Origin of the sequence: Vibrio sp. V15_P4S5T153 (assembly GCF_963874485.1) — a bacterium.
GTDB lineage: Bacteria > Pseudomonadota > Gammaproteobacteria > Enterobacterales > Vibrionaceae > Vibrio > Vibrio anguillarum.
Window position 1 is genome coordinate 251890 of sequence record NZ_CAWNHR010000020.1, and the last position, 20712, is coordinate 272601.

The following is a 20712-nucleotide window of genomic DNA, read 5'->3' on the forward strand; positions in this document are numbered from 1 at the left end:
AGATTCTCGCACAGTCTGCCCCTTGCTTCTAGCTTGATCGTTAGTAAGTCAAAAGTTAGCTATTATCTTGTTGATTGAGAAAACCTTTAAACTCTTCCTCATAAATATTAAACAGCACCATAGTGATGGCAAAAATGAGTGGGCCGTAAATTAACCCAATCAGGCCAAACAGCTGAATACCACCGAGCAGAGAGAAGAAGATCATTAAGGTGTTCATGCCCGCGCTCCCTTGCATTAAAAAGGGCCGCAATAAATTATCAATTGAGCCAACAACGATAACGCTCCAGAGGGCCAAGAATATGCCCCATGTGCTATCTCCGGTTAGAAAGAGATAAACAGTGGCTGGAATCCATATCAGAGCAGTACCGACAACCGGAATAAACGAAGCAAACCCCATCATTGTCCCCCAAAATAACCCAGGGAAACCGGCGAGCCACATACCAAACCCGCCCGCAAAGCCTTGCGCTATTGCGGTTAAAAATGACCCCATGACAGCCGATTTGGAGACTTGCTCAATTTCGCAGAGCAACCGGTCTTCTTGACTACGCGACAACGGCAAGATGTGCCTAAGAGCGCTGATGAGCTTATCGTGATCACGGAGTAGGAAAAACAACACGAACAGCATTAAGAAGAAATCCATCAAAAAACTGGTCGCATCACCCAGCACTTTTGCGCTAATACTGACCAAGTTGGTGCCAAATGAACTGGCAAATTGCCCCACTTTTTGTGCGATTTGTTGTGGCTGAATTTCATCAAAGGGCAAATATTGATTCGCAATGGCGAGTCCTTTGACAATCCAAGGATGAGCAAAGGCGGTTTGAATGCCACCATGAGTGACCCATTGGTACATGTTCTGAGAAAATACCGACCCTTGCTGCACAATAGCAGCAAAGACAAACAGCAGTGGAATCACAATAATAAACGTCAAAATAATACACGAGAGAAACGAGGCGGTATTTTTGTATTTGGGGATTTTTCGTTCGAGCCACTCATGAATGGGAAACATCAATAACGAGATGATGAAAGCCATCACAATCGAGTTGATATAAGGTGCAATCAACAGATAACAAGCAATAGCCGCAGCGATAAGTGCCGCAATGAGCACCCAATGGCTAGAGGTGATTTTCACTTTTTCTGACACGTTGTTAATCCAACCTTGTAAAGTAATGGGGTTATAATGACTGCAAATCAGCGTGTTATCAATGAGGAACTGATGAGATGGGATGTTGTGATAATGATAAAGGGTGTCAAAACCAGCATAAAAAAAAGTTGAAGCTACCGTGGTTTGCCATCAGCATGATGGCGTTGGTCGTTTTAGTGATTTATTACTGGCAATGATAGCTTGCTTATTGAGTCTGAAATGAATAAAGGGCTGATTTACAGCCCTTTATAATTATGATGAGTCAGTCTAATGGTGCTTATTCCGCTTGAGCTGCCATCATCGCAAAACAGCGATCGGCCGCTTCTAATGTCGCTTCAATTTCTTTAGAGCCGTGCGCCAAAGAAGTAAAACTTGCTTCAAAAGCTGAAGGCGCTAAATAGACACCATGCTCGAGCATCAAATGGAAGAAGCGCTTGAAACGTTCAACATCACATTTTGCGACTTCTTCATAACAGGTGACGCGTTCTTGATCGGTAAAAAAGAAGCCGAACATGCCACCAACTTGGTTGACCAGCAAAGGAATACCGTGTTTGTCTGCGAGTTCTTTGAATCCATCAGCCAATTGCTTTGTTTTGGCTGCGAGACGTTTTTCATTGCCTTCTTCTTTTAGAAGCGTCAAGCAGGCATAACCCGCAGCCATAGCCACAGGGTTACCTGATAGCGTACCAGCTTGGTACACTGGACCCGTTGGAGCGATGTATTGCATCACATCACGGCGTCCACCAAAAGCGCCAACAGGCATACCACCGCCAATCACTTTCCCTAGCGTTGTTAAGTCTGGTTTGATGTTGTAGTAAGCCTGTGCACCACCTAGTGCAACACGAAAACCTGTCATTACTTCATCAAAGATCAGCAGAGCGCCTTCTTGGTCACAAATCTCACGTAAGCCTTCATGGAACCCTTCTACTGGTGGAATGCAGTTCATGTTGCCCGCGACTGGTTCGACGATAATGCAGGCTATTTGGTCTTTATTGGCCGCGAACAATTCACGTACAGATTCTAAATCATTAAAAGTGGCGGTCAGTGTATGTTTAGCAAAATCAGCAGGCACACCAGGAGAGCTTGGTTGGCCTAATGTTAAGGCGCCAGAGCCTGCTTTTACTAGCAAACTGTCCGCATGACCGTGATAGCAGCCTTCAAATTTTAAAATTTTATCGCGCCCAGTGAATCCACGAGCTAAACGAATGGCGCTCATCGTCGCTTCGGTACCGGAACTGACCATACGCAACTGTTCCATCGATGGAACCAGCTCAGAAACTAATTCTGCCATATCGATTTCCATCTCGGTCGGCGCACCAAAACTGAGACCGCGCTGCGCTGCGCCTATCACGGCTTCACGAATGACCGCGTGATTGTGGCCTAGTATCATTGGCCCCCAAGAGCCGACATAATCAATATAAGCTTTGCCATCAGCATCAAAAATCAACGGGCCGTCTGCGCGGTCGATAAAAATCGGCGAGCCACCAACTCCGTTAAAAGCACGTACAGGAGAGTTAACTCCACCGGGGATTGCACGTTGTGCCTTTTGATAAAGCTCTGCTGATTTGGTCATGGATTTATCCTCTTCTGCTTGTTCGGACCAGTTGGTGTCGCATTGTATACCCAAACTCACCAAAGACACTTTTTTTCACTCATTTTCTGAGCCCATTCACAGCCAAATAAGCGCCGTATAGTGTACAACTCACGCGACAGTGAGTGTTTTTTCAGTGCATAATGCCTCGATAGTTGGAGTTTTAGCTTAAGTGACGGTGAATACTTGAACGAATAGGTCAGGTATTAGATAATCATTGCATTATTAAAAAAGAATCACCTTTACAGGCATAAGTTAAGCATAATAAGTCTGACAGGTATTAACACGAGTGAGAGAGGCCATCGTGAGTGAAGTAAATGTACCATTGTCATTTTCTGATACTGCAGCACAACGCGTAAAAATGTTGATTGCTGAAGAAGAGAATCCAGCGCTAAAACTGCGCGTTTATATTACTGGTGGTGGTTGTAGCGGTTTTCAATATGGGTTTACCTTTGATGAAAATGTAAACGATGGCGATACCACAATAGTTAATAGTGGCGTGACATTAGTGGTTGACCCGATGAGCTTACAATATTTGATAGGTGGCATTGTCGATTACACAGAAGGCCTAGAAGGCTCTCGTTTTTTTGTCAATAATCCTAATGCAACAACAACATGCGGTTGTGGTGCATCATTTAGTGTTTAACTAAAAAAGGTTCGATGCACAATTAATCTACTGTAGCTAATTAAGCTTAATAGCCCTACGTATTTGGATGTTATGTAGGGCTTTGCCTTAACCTTAAGAAGGCAAGAACATAATAAAGGATTATTTATGCCTGATACCAAAATCAGCCGTTCATCTATTGGCCGCTTTTTTTCGCAACGACCTTGGCTACTCTCGACGATTTTTATCCTACTTCTCTGTTTTTGGTTAGGTTTTGGGGCATTGAAAGCGGAAGAGCCCCGGCAAACTGCCAATGACACCATTCCTCTTGCGAAAGTTATTTACCAATCTTTTGAGGCTGAATCGACCGATAAGCATATCGATCTTTACGGTCGGACCGCACCTAATCGTCAAGCTAAAATTGGTGCTGAAATCGCAGGGAAAATTACTCAAATATCGATAGCAAAAGGGCAGCCTGTCAATAAAGGACAACAGATCCTCTTAATTGATCAAGCTGATCTAGCGGCTCAATTAGAGAGTGCGCAAGCCTTGTTCAAACTCAAACAAAAAGAATTCAGTGCCGCTGAGTCGTTAAAAAATCGAGGTTTGCAAGGCGAAGTGGCCTTTGCTTCGGCGCAAGCCGCTTTAGCTGAAGCCAGCGCTGCGCAAAGTCGTGCCCAACTGGCTTTACGTAATACGTCAGTAGTGGCTCCCTTCGATGGCATTGTTCAAGACATATTGATAGAAAAAGGCGATTTTGTCGGAGTGGGTGACCCGATGATCACCTTTATTGATCTCAGTAAATTAGTGATAGAAGCGGATGTCAGCGAACGACACATCCAAAAAATCAAACAAGACCAAATTGCTCGTGTACGTTTTATCGATGGTTCTACTGTCGATGGCAAGGTTCGTTATATTTCTCGCGTCTCATCGCCTACCACCAACACGTTTGCTATCGAAGTGGAATTAGACAATCCCAATCAAACGATCCCCGCGGGTGTGAGCGCTGAAGTGGAGATGAGTTTGGAAACACAACTGGCGGTGAAAATCACGCCTGCCATGCTTGCGCTTGATGATCAAGGAAATTTAGGTGTTAAAACACTGCAGCAAGATCGTGTTCGCTTCATCCCCATTCAATTGGTAAAAGCGGAGCAAGATGGTGTGTGGCTAACTGGGCTAGGGGATACGGTGGATATTATCACCGTTGGGCAAGGTTTTGTTCGAGATGGTGATCAAGTGATTGCGGTCAAGAAACCTAACCACTCAGCGCAGTAGGGGGCGCCATGTTTTCTATTATTGATGCGGCGCTATCTCGCTCGCGCACTATGTTATCGCTGCTGATTTTTATCTTGATCGCTGGCGTGGCGACCTATTTTTCGATCCCTAAAGAATCGAGCCCTGACATTACTATTCCTATTATTTATGTCTCCGTAAGTCATCAAGGCATATCACCGAGTGATGCTGAGCGCCTTATCGTGCGCCCACTAGAGCAAGAGATGCGCTCTATTGAAGGCGTAAAAGAGATGACGTCGAATGCCTCCGAAGGCCATGCTTCGGTGGTCTTGGAATTTAACGTTGGCGTTAACCTTGATAAAGCGATGGCGGATGTGAGAGATGCGGTCAATTTGGCCGAGCCGAAGCTACCCGCAGACAGCGATGAGCCGACCGTGAATGAAGTAACATTGGCATCAGAGCAACCGGTATTATCAGTGGTGCTTTATGGCACTTTACCAGAGCGAGCTATCGTACAAATTGCAAGGCAGTTGAGAGACAAATTAGAAAGCTACCGACAAGTATTAGAAGTTGATATCGCTGGCGATCGCGAAGATATTGTTGAGATCATTGTCGATCCCCTATTGATGGAAAGTTACGGACTCGATCAAGGCGATATCTATAACTTAATCGCACTGAATAATAAAGTCGTTGCGGCGGGTTTCGTCGATACGGGCTACGGACGTTTTTCAGTAAAGGTTCCTTCAGTTTTTGAATCCTTGAAAGATGTTTTAGAGCTTCCGGTGAAGGTTGATGGTAAGCAAGTAATCACTTTTGGTGATATCGCGACCGTCAGACGGGCATTTCGAGACCCTGAAAGCTTTGCTCGTTTAGATGGCAAATCAGCGGTGGTGTTGGACGTTAAAAAGCGTGCTGGTGAAAATATCATCGAAACCGTTGAGCTGGTAAAAACGGTAATGGGAGAGGCACAAAAACGGGAAGATTGGCCAAGTAATTTGTTGGTGAAATACACGTGGGATGAGTCGAAAGACGTTGAAATCATGCTCAACGATCTACAAAACAATATTCTGTCCGCCATTATTTTAGTCGTGATCGTGATTATCGCTATTTTGGGAATGAGGACGGCGCTGCTGGTTGGTATCTCAATACCAGGCTCATTTTTGACCGGATTACTAGTCTTGTCGGTGTTTGGACTAACCGTCAATATTGTCGTGTTATTTGCATTAATCATGGCGGTTGGCATGCTGGTTGATGGAGCCATAGTGGTAACTGAGTTTGCTGATCGGCGTATGCAAGAAGGTGTGCCGCGTAAAGAAGCGTATCGAGATGCCGCAAAACGGATGGCATGGCCGATTACCGCATCAACCGCTACTACTTTAGCCGCTTTTGCCCCTCTGCTTTTTTGGCCGGATATCACGGGCGAGTTTATGAAATACTTGCCTCTCACGCTTATCGCTACACTGGCTGCTTCACTGATTATGGCACTGCTTTTCGTACCTGTGCTGGGAGGCTTAATTGGCCGACCACAATATGCTTCGGCTGCCAGTCAAGCACGGATGATTGCTTTACATGAAGGTGATTTTGCCCAAGCGACGGGCATCACCAAGCTCTATTATCACACGTTGGCCATTGCGATTCGTCACCCACTTAAAATATTGTTTAGTGCGATAGTGCTCGCGATTGTGATTGGTTTTGCTTATGCCAAAGCAGGGCTCGGTGCCGAATTCTTCCCAGAGGTGGATCCGCCTTATTTCACCGTTAAAGTTCGTTCTTATGGCGATCTTTCCATCCAAGAAAAAGACACCTTAATGCGAGAAATTGAGCAGGTGATGCTTGGTCATGAGGAATTTGAGAGCGTCTATACTCGAACGGGGGGAGAGGATGAAATTGGCCAGATTCAAATTACCCCTGTTGATTGGCAATATCGCCGCACCGTCAAAGCGATTATTGAAGAGCTTAAAAGCACTACGGATCAGTTTTCAGGGGTGGAAATCGAGTATAAATTTCCAGATGCAGGGCCACCGGTTGAGCATGATCTGGTGATTGAAATGTCGACGCGTACTCCTGAAAATCTTAATGAGGCTGCTAAAATGGTCAGAAAGTGGGCTGATAACAATCCCGCATTGACTAATGTCAGTGACACCTCAAATAAAGAAGGAATTGACTGGCGAATTGATATTCGACGTGATGATGCTTCTCGATTTTCAGCCGATGCGACATTGGTGGGTAACACAGTGCAATTTGTGACTAATGGACTAAAAATTGGTGACTACTTGCCTGATGATGCAAACGAAGAGGTCGATATTTTGGTGCGTTATCCAGAGGATAAACGAGATATTGGTCGATTTGATCAGTTACGGGTCAACACACCCGCAGGTCTGGTGCCGATAACCAATTTTGCGCAGATAAAACCGGATCACAAACAAGATACGATTAAACGGATTGATGGCCGACGGGTTATCGATATTATGGCGGATCTAAAGGAAGGGTATAATCTGGCCCTTGAATTGCCGAAAGTTACTCAAGCATTGTCGGAACTGAATTTACCTAATGGGGTGGAGTTTAAATTACGAGGACAAAATGAAGAGCAGGAACACTCCTCAGAATTTCTAAAAAATGCCTTTTTGATTGCGCTGGTGGTTATGGGGTTAATTCTGGTTACGCAATTTAATAGTTTTTACCAAGCATTCCTCATTTTAAGTGCAGTACTGTTTTCAACGGTCGGAGTATTTGCAGGTCTGCTGATTTTCCAAAAACCTTTCGGCATTATTATGTCAGGTATTGGGGTCATCGCCTTGGCCGGCATCGTGGTGAATAACAATATCGTATTGATAGATACTTATAACCAACTGATACGCAGAGGCTTGTCAAAACAAGAGGCCATCTTACGCACTGGTGTTCAGCGTTTAAGGCCCGTTTTATTGACCACAGTGACGACTATTTTAGGGTTATTGCCAATGGTACTGGAGATGAACATCGATTTGATTAACCAGAAAATTGAGTTTGGCGCTCCCAGCACGCAATGGTGGTCACAACTCGCCACGGCCGTTGCGGGAGGGCTTGCTTTTGCCACTGTCTTAACGTTAGTGCTGACGCCTTGCTTGTTGATGTTGGGGCGTAAGGAACCACCACCTACTCTCGAAGAGTAATCTGCTCAATCTTACACAATGAGGCCCACATTATTGGTGGGCCTTTTCTTATTATTTATTGGCATAGAGTAATTGGCTATAGCGTTCTAGCTTCCCAAGCCTAATTTGAGCATTGGCGATAAAGGTGGTTTTTGCTTGGCCCGTTAAGGATTTAGATTGCGGTAAAGAGACCGTTCTTGGGTTTTTGTGTACACCGTTGACCAAAAATTCATAGTGGAGATGAGGGCCAGTGACTCTTCCAGTCCCTCCTAAAGTACCAATCGTTTGTCCTTGCTTGACTCGTTGACCCGTTTTGACCATACGTCGTTGTAAGTGTAGGTATTTGGTAATGTAGGTGTTGCTGTGACGAATAAACACATAATTACCATTAAATTGGTTGTAACTTGATTTCTCAACCACACCATCGCCGGCGGCCCAAATTGGGGTACCTACTGGCGCGGCATAATCGGTTCCTCTGTGTGCGGTGACTTTTCCTGTGACGGGGTGGCGACGCACAGGATTGAAATTCGATGTCACGCGACGAAAATCGATCGGCGAGCGTAAAAAGGCCTTTTTCATGGCCCGGCCATTTTCGTCATAGTAATTGCCTGTTGCATCGTCCAATATTGCTGTGAACGTCGTACCTTGGTTGGTAAAGGCGGCGGCAATGATATTTCCGCGGCCAATTACCTCACCTTCCACCACCTTTTCTTGGAATAGCAGCTTAAATTGGTCACCTTCACGAATATCTAACGCAAAATCCACATCCCAACCAAATATACCCGCTAACTCCATGATTTGGTTTGCTGTTAAACCCGCGCTTATCCCCGCATTCCAAAAATTTGAAGTAATGATCGCTTCGGCATAGTTGTACTGGAACATCAGCTCTTTTTTATCAAACTCAGAAGTAAAGCCATCGCCCGATTTAGTGATACGAAAGGTTTCAAAGGCGCTAATAATGCGATTGAGTTGAACAAGTTCATTATTTTCATCAAAGCCAAATTGCAGCTCATCTCCTGGCTTAAGTCGTGAAAGCTGGCTGTCAATATCACGATTTGTTGCCGTGAGTTGATAGAGTAAGCGAGCCGAAAGCCCAATTCGCTGAAATAATACGGCGGCACTTTCCCCCGATTTAACTTGATAAGTTTCCCAACGCAGCATGGTGGAAGGCGAGATAGATATTCCCGGAGAGAGGGCTTCTGCGTTAATGGTTAATGGATAATGGCGACCAATTTCTAGACGATTCGGATCCTGAGCGAGATCTTCAGGGTTTGGTAGAAATAGCAGCGCGAAAACCATGAGTGCGCTTAAAAAGGCGATGAGGATTCGATGCACCCAAGGGAGACGAGCGAAAATTGAAAGCATATTTAGGTTCGTTTAGTAAATTATAAAGAAATTAGCCGGTTCGTTAGTCTAACTGGTTTCAAAAAGCATCGCTATTCAAGTAAGATGTTCAACTATTAAATTTTGCCAAATCTGTAGGAGTGAACAAGAATGGCGAGTATTGAAGCGGCTTTAGCTGAAATTAAACGCGGCGTTGAAGAGCTAATCCCAGAAGATGAATTGATCGCGAAACTGAAAGAAAACCGTCCATTGCGCATTAAATTAGGTGCTGATCCAACGGCTCCAGATATCCATCTTGGACATACGGTGATCCTCAATAAATTACGTGCATTTCAAGATTTGGGCCATGAAGTCACCTTTTTGATTGGTGATTTCACGGGTATGGTTGGTGACCCAAGCGGTAAAAATACCACGCGTCCACCGCTCACTCGTGACGATGTTTTGCGTAATGCTGAAACCTATAAGACACAAGTGTTTAAGATCCTCGATCCGGCTAAAACGAAAATTCAGTTTAACTCTGAATGGTTGTCTCTATTGGGTGCGGAAGGCATGATCCGTCTTGCATCGAACCAAACAGTGGCACGCATGCTAGAGCGCGATGATTTCAAAAAGCGCTACGCTAATGGTCAGCCTATTGCCATTCATGAATTCATGTATCCACTCCTACAGGGTTATGATTCAGTCGCAATGGAGACAGATGTTGAGCTTGGCGGTACTGACCAAAAATTCAACCTATTGATGGGCCGTGAACTACAAAAAGCACATGGTCAAAAACCACAAGTTGTCTTGATGATGCCACTGCTTGTTGGTTTGGATGGCGAGAAAAAAATGTCCAAATCAGCGCACAACTACATTGGTGTCAGTGAATCGCCAAGTGAAATGTTTGGCAAAATCATGTCGATCTCTGACACATTAATGTGGAGCTACTACGAGCTGCTTTCTTTCCGTCCATTGGAAGAAGTCGCACAGTTCAAAGCTGATGTTCAAAATGGCACGAACCCACGCGATCTCAAAATCTTACTGGCGAAAGAGATCATTGCACGTTTTCACTCTAAAGAAGAGGCGGATGCGGCTGAGCAAGAGTTCATCAACCGCTTCCAAAAAGGTGCGATGCCAGAAGAGATGCCAGAATTTGAATTTGCAGCGGGTATTGCTATCACTAACCTGCTCAAAGAGGCGGGTTTAGTGGCTTCAACGTCTGATGCGATGCGAATGATCAAGCAAGGCGGTGCCAAACAAGATGGCGAAAAAATCGACGACAGCAAAAATGTACCAGCCGCGGGGACTTATGTTTACCAAGTCGGCAAGCGTAAGTTCGCACGAGTTACTGTAAAGTAAAAATCACAGTAAAGTGAACCGTCTATTCATTAAAGCGCCTAAGGGCGCTTTTTTACTGGGCCAGCCATTAAATATCCAATCTGAATGGTGGTTTTTTGTGATTGAGTATGGTTGAAATTGAAACGCATTGGATGCAAAGATCAGAGTGTATTTCGCCAAAGGCTTTGGTACAATTTGCGCACTGCTAATTGAGCAGTACTTTCGGAGATTTTTATGAACAATACCGACCATCCCCCTAGTATGAAGGGAGAAAAATAACCGCTTTCGGTATTGGCGATCTTCGCTCCTACCTTCAGTGGTAGGGCTTATCTTTTCTGATTTACTCCTCTCGATTTTTCTCCTGCTCTCTAGTTTGAGATGAAAACTTATCTGTGAATTACATTGATGAACAATGACGTCATTGCTCATCAATATATTACATTTGGGTATCATTTCGATGGTCGTTACCTTTGCCAATCGGGAGATTCGCCATGACGGTAATGAGCAACATTTATATTGAAAATTCACCTAACTTTTCTTTGGAAGAGATTGGTGCGGCTCGTAATGCATTTTTGCAGTACGAACAGCAAAAACAGGTACATTTATTGGCAGTGATGCCTATCGAAGAGGCAGTGGCGATTTTACGTCACTGTACTATTGGTTATGTTCAGCAGCTACTCAGTGAATTAGATAAAGGGGGCTATGACATTCGCGCTCGCCATTACGCTAACCAATTGGGGTTTATTTACTCAGAAGTTGAAACGGCACAAAGCTATTTAACCACTAGCGTGATTGAACATGTGAAGCAGCGTATTGGCTGGATTATTGTATTGGCACTACTTGGTATCGTATCCGGGCTGATTATTACCCAGTACGAAGATACATTGAGCCAGCTTGTGCTCTTGGCTGTGTATATGCCTGTTATTGCCGCTGCAGGTGGGAATACTGGCTCGCAAGCTGCGACGTTAGTCGTGCGCGCGTTGGCGGTTGGTGAATTACGCAAACGTCAATGGTTGCGTGTATTATGGAAGGAGTGCCGTGTTGCGGTTTGTCTTGCGTTGGCTATCTCTGCGGTGATGGTGGCTCGCATTATGTTGTTTAGTGATGCCAACTCAACCGGAGGCTTTCCACTAGAAAACATTGCGTTTGCAATTGCGGTTGCGCTCTTTATCCAAGTCACCATTTCAACGACAATTGGCGGCTTATTACCCATTGCTGCGCGCGTTTTTAACTTAGATCCTGCGGTATTAGTTAGCCCTGTACTGGCTTCTATCGTCGATATTTCGGGTATGTGGATCTACTTTAACGTGGTGAACTATTCATTAGGACTGAGCTGACTGAACTTAACGACATCTTCAAAGAAGAGCGTCTCAAATTGAGCAATTGGGGCGGTAACACTAGTGTTATCGCCTTGATCTTGCGGATAATAATCAGTGATGAATTGAACAAATAATGTACTCGGTTTTCCTTGTTTATCTAAACCGAAGCCCGCCATGTTATGCGTTCCATAAAGCGAACCACTTTTGGCTATCAGCTGCCCTTGTATAGCTTGGCCACGCATACTACGTCGGTACTGTAAGGTACCGGATTCACCTGCTTTAGGCATGATATCAATAAGCTTAAGGGTTTGATTATTAATCCAAATGTAATTCAGCACATCCACCATATTTTGTACTGAAAGGCGGTTGTTACGTGATAAACCCGAACCATCAGCCAACTGAGCTTGTGCCAAGTTGATGCCTGTTCGAGAAAAAAGGATCTGCTTGATCGCCTCGGTGCCATTACTAAAACTGCCGGGTTGAATAAAAAAATGCTGGCCAAGTGTTTTGGTTAAACTGTCAGCAATCAAATTGTCAGACTCTTTAAGCATCATTTCTAACAACGGGTACAGTGGCATAGATTGATGTGTTGCTATCAATGAACCCTTTTCTATGCTCAGTTCATCTTGTTTTACACCCAGCTTAACCTCGCCTAGCAATTCAATACCCACTTGTTTGAGTTGCTTATAAATCATACGCGTGGCGTATAAGTTTGGGTCTTGCACGGCAAACTTTAGTGGCAGAGGTTGTGTTCGCTCGGCCAAACAGCCGTCGAGCTGGTAATGGTTCTGCTCTGAAGTGCGCAGTTCTAAATCACAGCGAGCACTCTCTTGTTCAGTCTTAGTAACACTTCTTGCGTAGCTGGTCACGTGAATGGGATAGTGCTCAGGCACATAAACCCGAGTTTTCCCGTTCGGCTGCGTATGAATAGAGGCTTGCACGCAATTACCATCCAGAGTGATTGCACTTGATGGGGCGCTATAGCATACCCCCAGAATATCCCAAGGTGATCCAACCGCGCGGTCGTAACCTGAAAAGGCTGAATTATCTAACCAAAGGTTGCCTTTTATTTGTGAGATGCCCTGTTTTTTTAGCTCGCTGAGTAGCTGCTTCATATCTTGGCTGGTTAACGTAGGGTCGCCAGAGAAGTGAATAACAATGTCATCGCCATGTTGAGTTAGCTGAGTCGTGAAGCGAAATTGTTCGCCAAGCTCTAGCGTGGCGGCAAGCGCGGTGAGCATTTTTAAAGTGCTGGCAGGAGGGAAAAGCGCTTGTATGTTATTAGTATCTTGAAAAACCTGTTCAGTGGCTAAAGAGTGAACGAATAAACCCACCCGAGTACCTTGTGGCAGTGTTTGCAAAGGCGTATACGCCAAAGTCGATAAAGGAAAGAAGAACGAGAGGATGAATAAAAAAGCACTGCGGTTTAATAAGAGCATAACACGGCATTTCAGGGCGGAGTGTGCATACAGTATAGCGAGATAAAAAAACGCCTGCTAGCAAGCAGGCGTTTTAAATCTATGACATTAAGCCAAGAATTAGAAGTCGTAACGTAGACCTAGTGCTAGTTCGTCTTCAGATGCAGCTTTACCTACTTTGTCTGAATCAAGTAGGTTGAAGTTGTAAGAGATGTACGAACGGAAGTTAGGTTTGAAGAAGTAAGTTGCATCAACTGCAAAGTTATCTTTTGAAGTTACATCACTTGTTTCAGCGTTGTTGTAAGTTGTTGTGAATACTGCTTGACCCATTGTGTAGGCTGCAGCTAGTTCATAACCAGTGTAATCAACGTTAGTGTCTTTTTCGCCGTCAGTGAATACACCTGCGAAGTAGAAATCAGAGATAGCGTAAGATGCAGCAAGCATGTACTCGTTTTGAGTATCTTGATCAGCATAACCTGCACCTAGCTTAACGCCAGTGTCGCCGATTGCATAGATAGCCGATAGAGAGTAGCCGTCTTGACCGTTATCCACATATTTATCGTTGGTAGTATCAACTGAAGCATCAGCAAAACGATAGCTTGCTTTAACGCCTAGGTTTTCGAATTGGCCTTTATAAGCCACCATGTTGTCTACGCGGTCCGCTACAGCAATTTTGTCTGCTGCAGAGTTACCGTGGTAAGCCATGATATCCGTAAAGTCAGTGATAACACCTAGCGCGCCGTCGTTTTTACCGTAAGTCACTTCACCGAAGTTACCGCCGATACCTGCATAAGTGTAACGGTTGTCTAGGTTGTTGTTAGTTTTGTTTGTACCTTGGTCGTTAGTAGTGAATTCACCTTCGTAGAAACCAACACCGTATAGGCTGTCGTTGATTGCTACTTTACCTAGGAAGTTTAGACGTACGCGTGATGCATCGTCCGCTTTGCCATCTTTAAGAGAAAGACGTGCTTCTGCGCGGCCGCCCATTTCTAGAGATGTACCGTCTTGGTTGTATAGCTCACCAGCATTTACACCAGTTACTACTGCAGCAGCTGATACTGCTAAAGCAATCAGAGTTTTGTTCATCTTATTAGTCCTAATTTACTGTCCATAAATATTTTTATTTGCGACGTCTATATCGTCCTTCGAGTGCTTTTGAACATTGAGTTGCATAGGTTGGGTTTTGTGAACCTTCACTAACGTACAACCAAACGTTACTAGCATTTCGTGTTCTACTTTTTACTCTTAAGTTCCGAAATTAGTTAGTAAAATGATATAAAACAGGTTTATGAACACCGTTTTATTTAGTGTAAATAAATATCAAGTCTTTGTTTTTTATTTGGTTTGTTGGTTTTTATCAACTGGTCTGAATAGTTTGTTTTTTATTTTTTTTTAGTGAGGTGGGTCGGTTTTTTGTGCGAAAATATTCGTGAAAATGAGCTTTGTGTCTGTTTTTTATCACTTTCCCCCAAACTCATTCACAGAAATCTGACAGGGGTCACGTGTGATTTAAGATGATTTAGTCACGAAGTTTGATTACACTGATTAGCAACTATGTTAATCCATGTACTACCTAACCTTTGTTGTGTTGGGTAGTTTTGTTTTGCCCAAATACGAATTTTGGCATTAGAGGTATAAAATGGAAAAAGTTCCAATGACAGTTCGTGGTGAACAATTGCTGCGCGAAGAGTTAGATAGGCTGCTAAAATTACGTCCACAAATTACCCAAGCTATTGCAACCGCACGTGAACTTGGCGACCTAAAAGAAAATGCGGAATATCACGCTGCTCGAGAAGAGCAAGGTATTTGTGAGGCTCAAATTCGTGATATTGAATATAAGCTATCTGTTGCTCAGGTGATCGATATCACTAAAATGGAAAATACAGGCAAAGTGATTTTTGGTTCAACAGTGACATTGATTGACAGTGATACTGATGAAGTGAAACGCTACCAGATTGTGGGTGAAGATGAAGCTGAGATTAAATCTGGGCGCATTTCTGTCAGCTCACCGATTGCCCGCGGTTTGATCGGTAAAATGGAAGGTGATGAGGTGATTATCGCCACTCCTGGTGGTGATAAAGATTTCGAAATCGATAAAGTTGAATACCTCTAATTCATTTCAACAACAATCAAAAAGGTCGCAGTGTGCGACCTTTTTTTGTCTGTATCCATCAGAGTCAGAGCGTCGATAACGCGACTGATTACTTACGAGGGATCTCGATTTTACGTTGCTCGGTTTGACGAAATAGTACGAGAATCTTACCAATGGTTTGTACTTTTTCTGCGCCAGTCTCACGCACGATAGCATCGATAATCAACTGCTTAGTTTCGCGATCTTCGGATGCTACTTTCACTTTGATCAGTTCGTGGTGGTTGAGGGCAATCTCGATTTCCGCTAGAACAGCCTCAGTGAGTCCATTCGCGCCCATCAGTACAACAGGTTTCAAACTGTGTGCTAGGCCTTTAAGGTGCTGCTTTTGTTTGGTGCTTAGGTTCATTATGCGGCCAATTTTATTTAATATAAGGGTTGAAAAAAGCTATTTTAACGCCATCTATCCCTGAAGACTATATTTTCTACCATACTTTCTTGGATGGAAACATTTCAGTTAGGAATCGAATGAGTAAACAGAAGCATTCGGCCAGCTCTAGTCGCTGGTTGAAAGAACATTTTGATGATAAATACGTGAATGAAGCCAAAAAGAGAGGTTATCGTTCGCGTGCTATTTTCAAAATAGAAGAGATTCAAAATAAAGATAAACTGCTTAGGCCAGGAATGACTGTTGTGGATTTAGGGGCGGCTCCCGGCGGGTGGTCTCAATATTCAGCGGGTATCGTCGGTGATAAAGGCCGAGTGATCGCGTGTGATATTTTGCCGATGGATCCTATTGTTGGCGTTGCTTTCTTACAAGGCGATTTTCGTGAAGAGGCCGTGCTGGACGCACTATTAGATCGTATACAGCCTGATATGGTTGATGTGGTGATGTCAGACATGGCACCTAACATCGCCGGAAATAATTCTGTTGATCAGCCAAGGGCAATGTATTTGGTTGAACTAGCTCTAGATATGTGTCGACAAGTTCTTACTCCAAATGGTAGTTTTGTGGTCAAGGTTTTTCAGGGAGAAGGCTTTGATGATTATGTCAAAGAAGTTCGAAACCTGTTTAAAGTCGTGAAAATAAGAAAACCAGACTCTTCGCGAGCTCGCTCAAGAGAAGTCTTTGTTGTAGCCACTGGTTACAAAGGTTAACGTTTTTGCTGTACAAGGCATAAGTTAACATATGGCTACAGGTTACAAACTGTAGTACCCTACCTTTAATTACAATTAGTTATCGCGAGGCTTACACCTTGAGTGATATGGCAAAAAATTTAATTCTGTGGCTAGTTATAGCTGTCGTTTTAATGTCGGTATTCCAGAGCTTTGGCCCTGGTGATAGTAACGGCAAAGCAGTGGATTACACCACGTTCGTACAGGAAGTTGGCCAAGGCCAGATTCAAGAAGCTCAATTTAACAATAGTGAAATTTCCTTTACTCGTAGAGGCGGTGGTACTCGCTATGTAACTTACATGCCCGTGTACGATCAAAAACTGCTTGATGATTTGATTAATCAAAACGTTAAAGTACAAGGTACACCACCAGAAGAGCAAAGTTTGCTCGGGACCATTTTTATCTCTTGGTTCCCAATGATCCTACTGATCGGTGTTTGGATATTCTTCATGCGTCAAATGCAAGGTGGCGGTGGCAAAGGTGCCATGTCATTTGGTAAGAGCAAAGCTCGTATGATGAGTGAAGAGCAAATCAAAACCACGTTCGGTGATGTGGCTGGTTGTGACGAAGCGAAAGAAGATGTGAAAGAGCTTGTGGATTACTTGCGTGATCCGAGTCGCTTCCAAAAACTGGGTGGGAAAATTCCAACCGGTGTTTTGATGGTTGGTCCTCCTGGTACAGGTAAAACATTACTGGCAAAAGCAATTGCTGGTGAGGCGAAAGTACCGTTCTTCACTATATCTGGTTCTGATTTCGTTGAAATGTTTGTTGGTGTTGGTGCATCTCGTGTACGTGACATGTTCGAGCAAGCGAAAAAGGCTTCACCTTGTATCATCTTTATTGATGAGATTGATGCGGTAGGTCGTCAACGTGGTGCTGGTGTCGGCGGCGGTCACGATGAGCGTGAGCAGACTTTAAACCAAATGTTGGTTGAAATGGATGGTTTTGAAGGCAATGAAGGCGTTATCGTCATTGCGGCAACTAACCGTCCAGATGTTTTAGACCCAGCATTGCTGCGTCCGGGGCGTTTTGACCGTCAAGTGGTGGTCGGTTTACCTGATGTTCGCGGTCGTGAACAGATCTTGAAAGTTCATATGCGCAAAGTACCTTTAGCTGGTGATGTTGAACCTTCATTGATTGCTCGCGGAACACCGGGTTTCTCTGGTGCCGATTTGGCGAACTTAGTGAACGAGGCGGCGTTATTCTCTGCTCGCGGTAACAAACGCAATGTTTCAATGGTTGAGTTTGAGTTAGCAAAAGACAAAATCATGATGGGTGCTGAACGTCGTTCGATGGTGATGTCTGAAGAAACTAAAGCATCGACAGCTTATCATGAAGCAGGACACGCCATTGTTGGTCGTTTGGTACCTGAACATGACCCTGTTTATAAAGTATCGATTATTCCACGTGGTCGAGCTTTAGGTGTAACGATGTACTTGCCTGAACAAGACAGAGTTAGCATGTCGAAGCTGCATCTTGAGTCTATGATTTCAAGCTTGTATGGCGGTCGTTTAGCGGAAGAGTTAATTTACGGCCCAGAAAACGTTTCAACTGGTGCATCAAACGATATCGAACGCGCGACAGCCATTGCTCGTAAAATGGTTACGCAATGGGGCTTTTCGGAAAAACTTGGCCCATTGTTGTATGCAGAAGATGAAGGTGAAGTCTTCTTAGGGCGCAGCGTGACTCAAACTAAGCATGTGTCTGAAGATACTGCTAAGTTGATTGATGACGAAGTTCGTAAAATTATTGACCGCAACTATGATCGTGCGCGTAAAATCCTTGAAGAGAACATGGATATTATGCATGCAATGAAAGATGCGTTGATGAAATACGAAACGATTGATGCAGGCCAAATTGATGACTTAATGGAGCGTAAAACCGAGATTCGCGAACCTGCAGGTTGGGCTGATCAAGCCAAAGCTCAAGCAGAGAAAGCGGAAGCGGAAAAAGCTCAAGAGCCAAAAGTAGAGCCAGCAGCAGAAGACGAAGTAGCCACTGAGTCCTCAGAAAAGAAAGATGCTGAGTAATCGTTAATATTCAAATTAAACCCCGAGCTTTCTCGGGGTTTTTGTGTTTTAGAGCAAAATGAAGATTCAAACCCCAACAAAGACACTTATCCTCGATTGTCCTCATGTCATGGGTATCTTGAACATGACTCCGGATTCATTTTCCGATGGTGGAAAATTTAACGCGCTAGATTTGGCACTAGAGCATGCCGATAAAATGATTGCCGCAGGTGTCAGCATTATTGATATTGGAGGGGAGTCAACTCGGCCGGGTGCTCCAGAAGTGACTCTCGATGACGAATTATCTCGTGTTATTCCTATTATTAAAGCTATTCGTGCAAAATATGACGTCTGGATTTCAATTGACACCAGTAAAGCTGAAGTGATGCGTCAGGCGGTTGAGGCTGGTGCTGACTTGATTAATGATGTTCGTGCACTGCAAGAGCCGGGGGCATTAGAGGTTGCGGCTAAAGCACAAGTGCCTGTCTGTATCATGCATATGCAAGGCCAGCCACGAACGATGCAAACCAGCCCACATTATCAAGATGTGTTAGCGGATGTTAAGCTCTTTCTAGAAGATCGAGTCGCAGCGTGCGAGCGCGCGGGGATCGCGCGTGCAAATATTATCCTCGACCCCGGTTTTGGATTTGGCAAAACCATTGAGCATAATTATTATCTGCTTGCACATCTAGACGCATTTCATCAGCTAGGTTTGCCGATATTGGCTGGGATGTCTCGTAAGTCAATGATTTTTAAACTACTCAATAAAAAACCAGCTGAATGTATGGTGGCGAGCGTTACCTGCGCGGCTGTAGCGGCAATGAAAGGTGCACAGATTATTCGTGTCCATGATGTGAACGAAACCATTGAAGCAATGAAAATAGTACAAACCATTATTCAAAATAGTTAACAATAATAATTAAGGAAAAATCATGTCTGACAAAAGACGTTACTTTGGTACAGATGGTGTCCGCGGTAAAGTTGGACAGTATCCTATCACTCCCGATTTCGTATTAAAACTTGGCTGGGCGGCTGGACGTGTATTGGCAAAACAAGGCACGAAAAAAGTCATTATTGGTAAAGATACGCGTATTTCAGGTTATATGCTTGAGTCGGCTCTAGAAGCGGGCTTAGCCGCTGCAGGATTAAAGGCGATTTTTACCGGACCTATGCCGACGCCAGCTGTTGCTTACCTGACTCAAACCTTTCGTGCCGAAGCGGGGATCGTTATCTCAGCGTCGCATAACCCTTATTACGATAACGGCATCAAATTCTTCTCATCCGAAGGGACTAAATTACCTGATGAAATTGAATTGGAGATCGAAGCTGAATTGGATAAACCGATTGAGTGTGTCGAGTCTGCCGAACTTGGTAAGGCTTCACGTATGGTCGACGCTGCAGGGCGGTATATCGAGTTTTGTAAAAGTACCTTTCCATCGCAATGGAATTTATCAAAGCTGAAAATCGTCGTTGACTGTGCTCATGGTGCCACCTATCACATCGCGCCTAATGTCTTTAAGGAACTTGGCGCTGAAGTGATAGCAATGGGGGTTGAGCCAGATGGTCTGAATATTAATGACGAAGTTGGAGCAACGGATGTCCGTGCGTTGCAACAGCGCGTTGTGGCAGAAAAAGCAGATTTAGGACTGGCATTTGATGGTGATGGCGATCGCTTAATTATGGTTGATGAGCTTGGCAATAAAGTGGATGGAGATCAAATTGCCTATATCATCGCCCGTGATGCCCTGAGACGTGGAGAATTAAAAGGTGGTGTTGTTGGAACGCTAATGACAAACCTTGGTATGGAAAACGGCTTAAAGCAGTTAGGTATCCCTTTTGTGCGAGCGGCGGTTGGTGACCGTTATGTGATGGAAAAATTGCTGGCAAAAGGTTGGAAAATTGGCGCAGAAAATTCAGGGCACATCATACTGCTAGACAAAGTGACTACGGGTGATGCGATTGTTGCGGCGTTGCAAGTTCTTGCTTCCGTTGTGGGCAGTGAAATGTCGCTCAATGAACTGGCTAAAGGCATGACGCTTTACCCGCAGGTTTTAGAAAACGTACGTTTTAGTGGTGATTCCAACCCATTAGAAGCCGAAGCGGTAAAAGCGGCAGTAGCTGCCGTAGAAGCGGAACTTGGTAGCCAAGGTCGAGTGCTCTTGCGTAAATCAGGTACTGAACCTTTATTGCGCGTGATGGTGGAAGGGGAAGATGCTGAGCTAGTAAAAAATTCAGCATTAAAGATAGCGCAAGCGGTTAAAGATAATTGCTAACCAGACAAATAATATGAGTTAACCTAGGATTTCATGACCGTAATTTGGCTTGAAATCTTATGGTTAGCTA

The 20712-nt window shown here is 44.3% G+C and carries 16 protein-coding genes; 10 read left to right on the forward strand and 6 right to left on the reverse strand.

The genetic code is table 11. The features are described 5' to 3' along the window. Window positions 1-55: 55 nt before the first annotated feature. A complete protein-coding gene (locus tag AACT42_RS22335; protein WP_094133701.1) occupies window positions 56-1141 on the reverse strand; it encodes an AI-2E family transporter in 1086 nt (361 codons plus the stop codon). Window positions 1142-1418: 277 nt separating this feature from the next. Further along, complete coding sequence (hemL, locus tag AACT42_RS22340; RefSeq protein ID WP_026027519.1) at window positions 1419-2714, reverse strand: glutamate-1-semialdehyde 2,1-aminomutase; 1296 nt, start codon at window positions 2712-2714, stop codon at window positions 1419-1421. Window positions 2715-3036: 322 nt separating this feature from the next. Here hemL and erpA point away from each other — a divergent pair, with 322 nt between their 5' ends. The 3 genes from erpA to AACT42_RS22355 all read left to right on the forward strand — a co-directional run bounded on the left by erpA (window position 3037) and on the right by AACT42_RS22355 (window position 7718). Further along, on the forward strand, window positions 3037-3378 hold the full coding sequence (gene erpA / locus AACT42_RS22345; protein WP_026027518.1) for an iron-sulfur cluster insertion protein ErpA: 342 nt from the start codon (window positions 3037-3039) through the stop codon (window positions 3376-3378). Between the two features lie 126 nt (window positions 3379-3504). Beyond that, complete coding sequence (locus tag AACT42_RS22350; protein ID WP_094133700.1) at window positions 3505-4611, forward strand: efflux RND transporter periplasmic adaptor subunit; 1107 nt, start codon at window positions 3505-3507, stop codon at window positions 4609-4611. Between the two features lie 8 nt (window positions 4612-4619). Further along, window positions 4620-7718: an efflux RND transporter permease subunit gene (locus tag AACT42_RS22355; protein WP_094133699.1), complete on the forward strand. Its 3099-nt coding sequence runs from the start codon at window positions 4620-4622 to the stop codon at window positions 7716-7718. 51 nt (window positions 7719-7769) lie between these two features. Here the strand turns inward: AACT42_RS22355 and AACT42_RS22360 are convergent, their stop codons facing one another. Beyond that, window positions 7770-9062, reverse strand: a complete 1293-nt coding sequence (locus AACT42_RS22360) for a peptidoglycan DD-metalloendopeptidase family protein (RefSeq protein WP_017048386.1) — start codon at window positions 9060-9062, stop codon at window positions 7770-7772. Between the two features lie 129 nt (window positions 9063-9191). Here AACT42_RS22360 and tyrS point away from each other — a divergent pair, with 129 nt between their 5' ends. Further along, window positions 9192-10379 (forward strand): tyrosine--tRNA ligase, encoded by a 1188-nt coding sequence (tyrS, locus tag AACT42_RS22365; RefSeq protein ID WP_094133698.1) that lies wholly within the window; start codon window positions 9192-9194, stop codon window positions 10377-10379. 470 nt (window positions 10380-10849) lie between these two features. Next, a complete protein-coding gene (locus AACT42_RS22370; RefSeq protein WP_026027515.1) occupies window positions 10850-11695 on the forward strand; it encodes a magnesium transporter in 846 nt (281 codons plus the stop codon). Here AACT42_RS22370 and dacB read toward each other — a convergent pair. Together dacB and ompU are read right to left on the reverse strand one after the other, a co-directional pair. Beyond that, window positions 11674-13116 carry a serine-type D-Ala-D-Ala carboxypeptidase gene (dacB, locus tag AACT42_RS22375; protein WP_094133697.1) on the reverse strand — a complete coding sequence of 481 codons (1443 nt, stop codon included), beginning with the start codon at window positions 13114-13116 and terminating at the stop codon, window positions 11674-11676. The genes AACT42_RS22370 and dacB overlap by 22 nt on opposite strands. A gap of 99 nt (window positions 13117-13215) precedes the next feature. After that, entirely contained in the window at window positions 13216-14181 is a 966-nt protein-coding gene (gene ompU / locus AACT42_RS22380) for a porin OmpU (RefSeq protein ID WP_094133696.1), read from the reverse strand. A gap of 553 nt (window positions 14182-14734) precedes the next feature. Between ompU and greA the strand changes: the two genes are divergently transcribed. Then, window positions 14735-15208 (forward strand): transcription elongation factor GreA, encoded by a 474-nt coding sequence (gene greA, locus AACT42_RS22385; RefSeq protein WP_013857625.1) that lies wholly within the window; start codon window positions 14735-14737, stop codon window positions 15206-15208. An 88-nt stretch (window positions 15209-15296) separates the two neighbouring features. Here the strand turns inward: greA and yhbY are convergent, their stop codons facing one another. Then, entirely contained in the window at window positions 15297-15593 is a 297-nt protein-coding gene (gene yhbY / locus AACT42_RS22390; protein WP_010318529.1) for a ribosome assembly RNA-binding protein YhbY, read from the reverse strand. A gap of 119 nt (window positions 15594-15712) precedes the next feature. Between yhbY and rlmE the strand changes: the two genes are divergently transcribed. From rlmE to glmM, 4 genes are all read left to right on the forward strand, one after another. Then, window positions 15713-16342, forward strand: coding sequence for a 23S rRNA (uridine(2552)-2'-O)-methyltransferase RlmE (gene rlmE, locus AACT42_RS22395; RefSeq protein WP_047690104.1), 630 nt, complete (start codon window positions 15713-15715; stop codon window positions 16340-16342). A 98-nt stretch (window positions 16343-16440) separates the two neighbouring features. Further along, window positions 16441-18390: an ATP-dependent zinc metalloprotease FtsH gene (gene ftsH, locus AACT42_RS22400; protein ID WP_017049783.1), complete on the forward strand. Its 1950-nt coding sequence runs from the start codon at window positions 16441-16443 to the stop codon at window positions 18388-18390. Window positions 18391-18448: 58 nt separating this feature from the next. After that, window positions 18449-19279, forward strand: coding sequence for a dihydropteroate synthase (folP, locus tag AACT42_RS22405; protein ID WP_094132026.1), 831 nt, complete (start codon window positions 18449-18451; stop codon window positions 19277-19279). 22 nt (window positions 19280-19301) lie between these two features. After that, a complete protein-coding gene (glmM, locus tag AACT42_RS22410) occupies window positions 19302-20642 on the forward strand; it encodes a phosphoglucosamine mutase (RefSeq protein ID WP_017045391.1) in 1341 nt (446 codons plus the stop codon). Window positions 20643-20712: the final 70 nt, after the last annotated feature.

Bases quoted from the DNA above. Each gene is read 5' to 3' on its own strand.
- AACT42_RS22370 (WP_026027515.1), top strand. From the start codon at position 10,850: ATGACGGTAATGAGCAACATTTATATTGAAAATTCACCTAACTTTTCT.
- AACT42_RS22350 (WP_094133700.1), top strand. From the start codon at position 3,505: ATGCCTGATACCAAAATCAGCCGTTCATCTATTGGCCGCTTTTTTTCG.
- yhbY (WP_010318529.1), bottom strand. From the start codon at position 15,593: ATGAACCTAAGCACCAAACAAAAGCAGCACCTTAAAGGCCTAGCACAC.
- AACT42_RS22355 (WP_094133699.1), top strand. From the start codon at position 4,620: ATGTTTTCTATTATTGATGCGGCGCTATCTCGCTCGCGCACTATGTTA.
- ompU (WP_094133696.1), bottom strand. From the start codon at position 14,181: ATGAACAAAACTCTGATTGCTTTAGCAGTATCAGCTGCTGCAGTAGTA.
- hemL (WP_026027519.1), bottom strand. From the start codon at position 2,714: ATGACCAAATCAGCAGAGCTTTATCAAAAGGCACAACGTGCAATCCCC.
- folP (WP_094132026.1), top strand. From the start codon at position 18,449: ATGAAGATTCAAACCCCAACAAAGACACTTATCCTCGATTGTCCTCAT.
- greA (WP_013857625.1), top strand. From the start codon at position 14,735: ATGGAAAAAGTTCCAATGACAGTTCGTGGTGAACAATTGCTGCGCGAA.
- AACT42_RS22360 (WP_017048386.1), bottom strand. From the start codon at position 9,062: ATGCTTTCAATTTTCGCTCGTCTCCCTTGGGTGCATCGAATCCTCATC.
- dacB (WP_094133697.1), bottom strand. From the start codon at position 13,116: ATGCTCTTATTAAACCGCAGTGCTTTTTTATTCATCCTCTCGTTCTTC.
- tyrS (WP_094133698.1), top strand. From the start codon at position 9,192: ATGGCGAGTATTGAAGCGGCTTTAGCTGAAATTAAACGCGGCGTTGAA.
- rlmE (WP_047690104.1), top strand. From the start codon at position 15,713: ATGAGTAAACAGAAGCATTCGGCCAGCTCTAGTCGCTGGTTGAAAGAA.
- glmM (WP_017045391.1), top strand. From the start codon at position 19,302: ATGTCTGACAAAAGACGTTACTTTGGTACAGATGGTGTCCGCGGTAAA.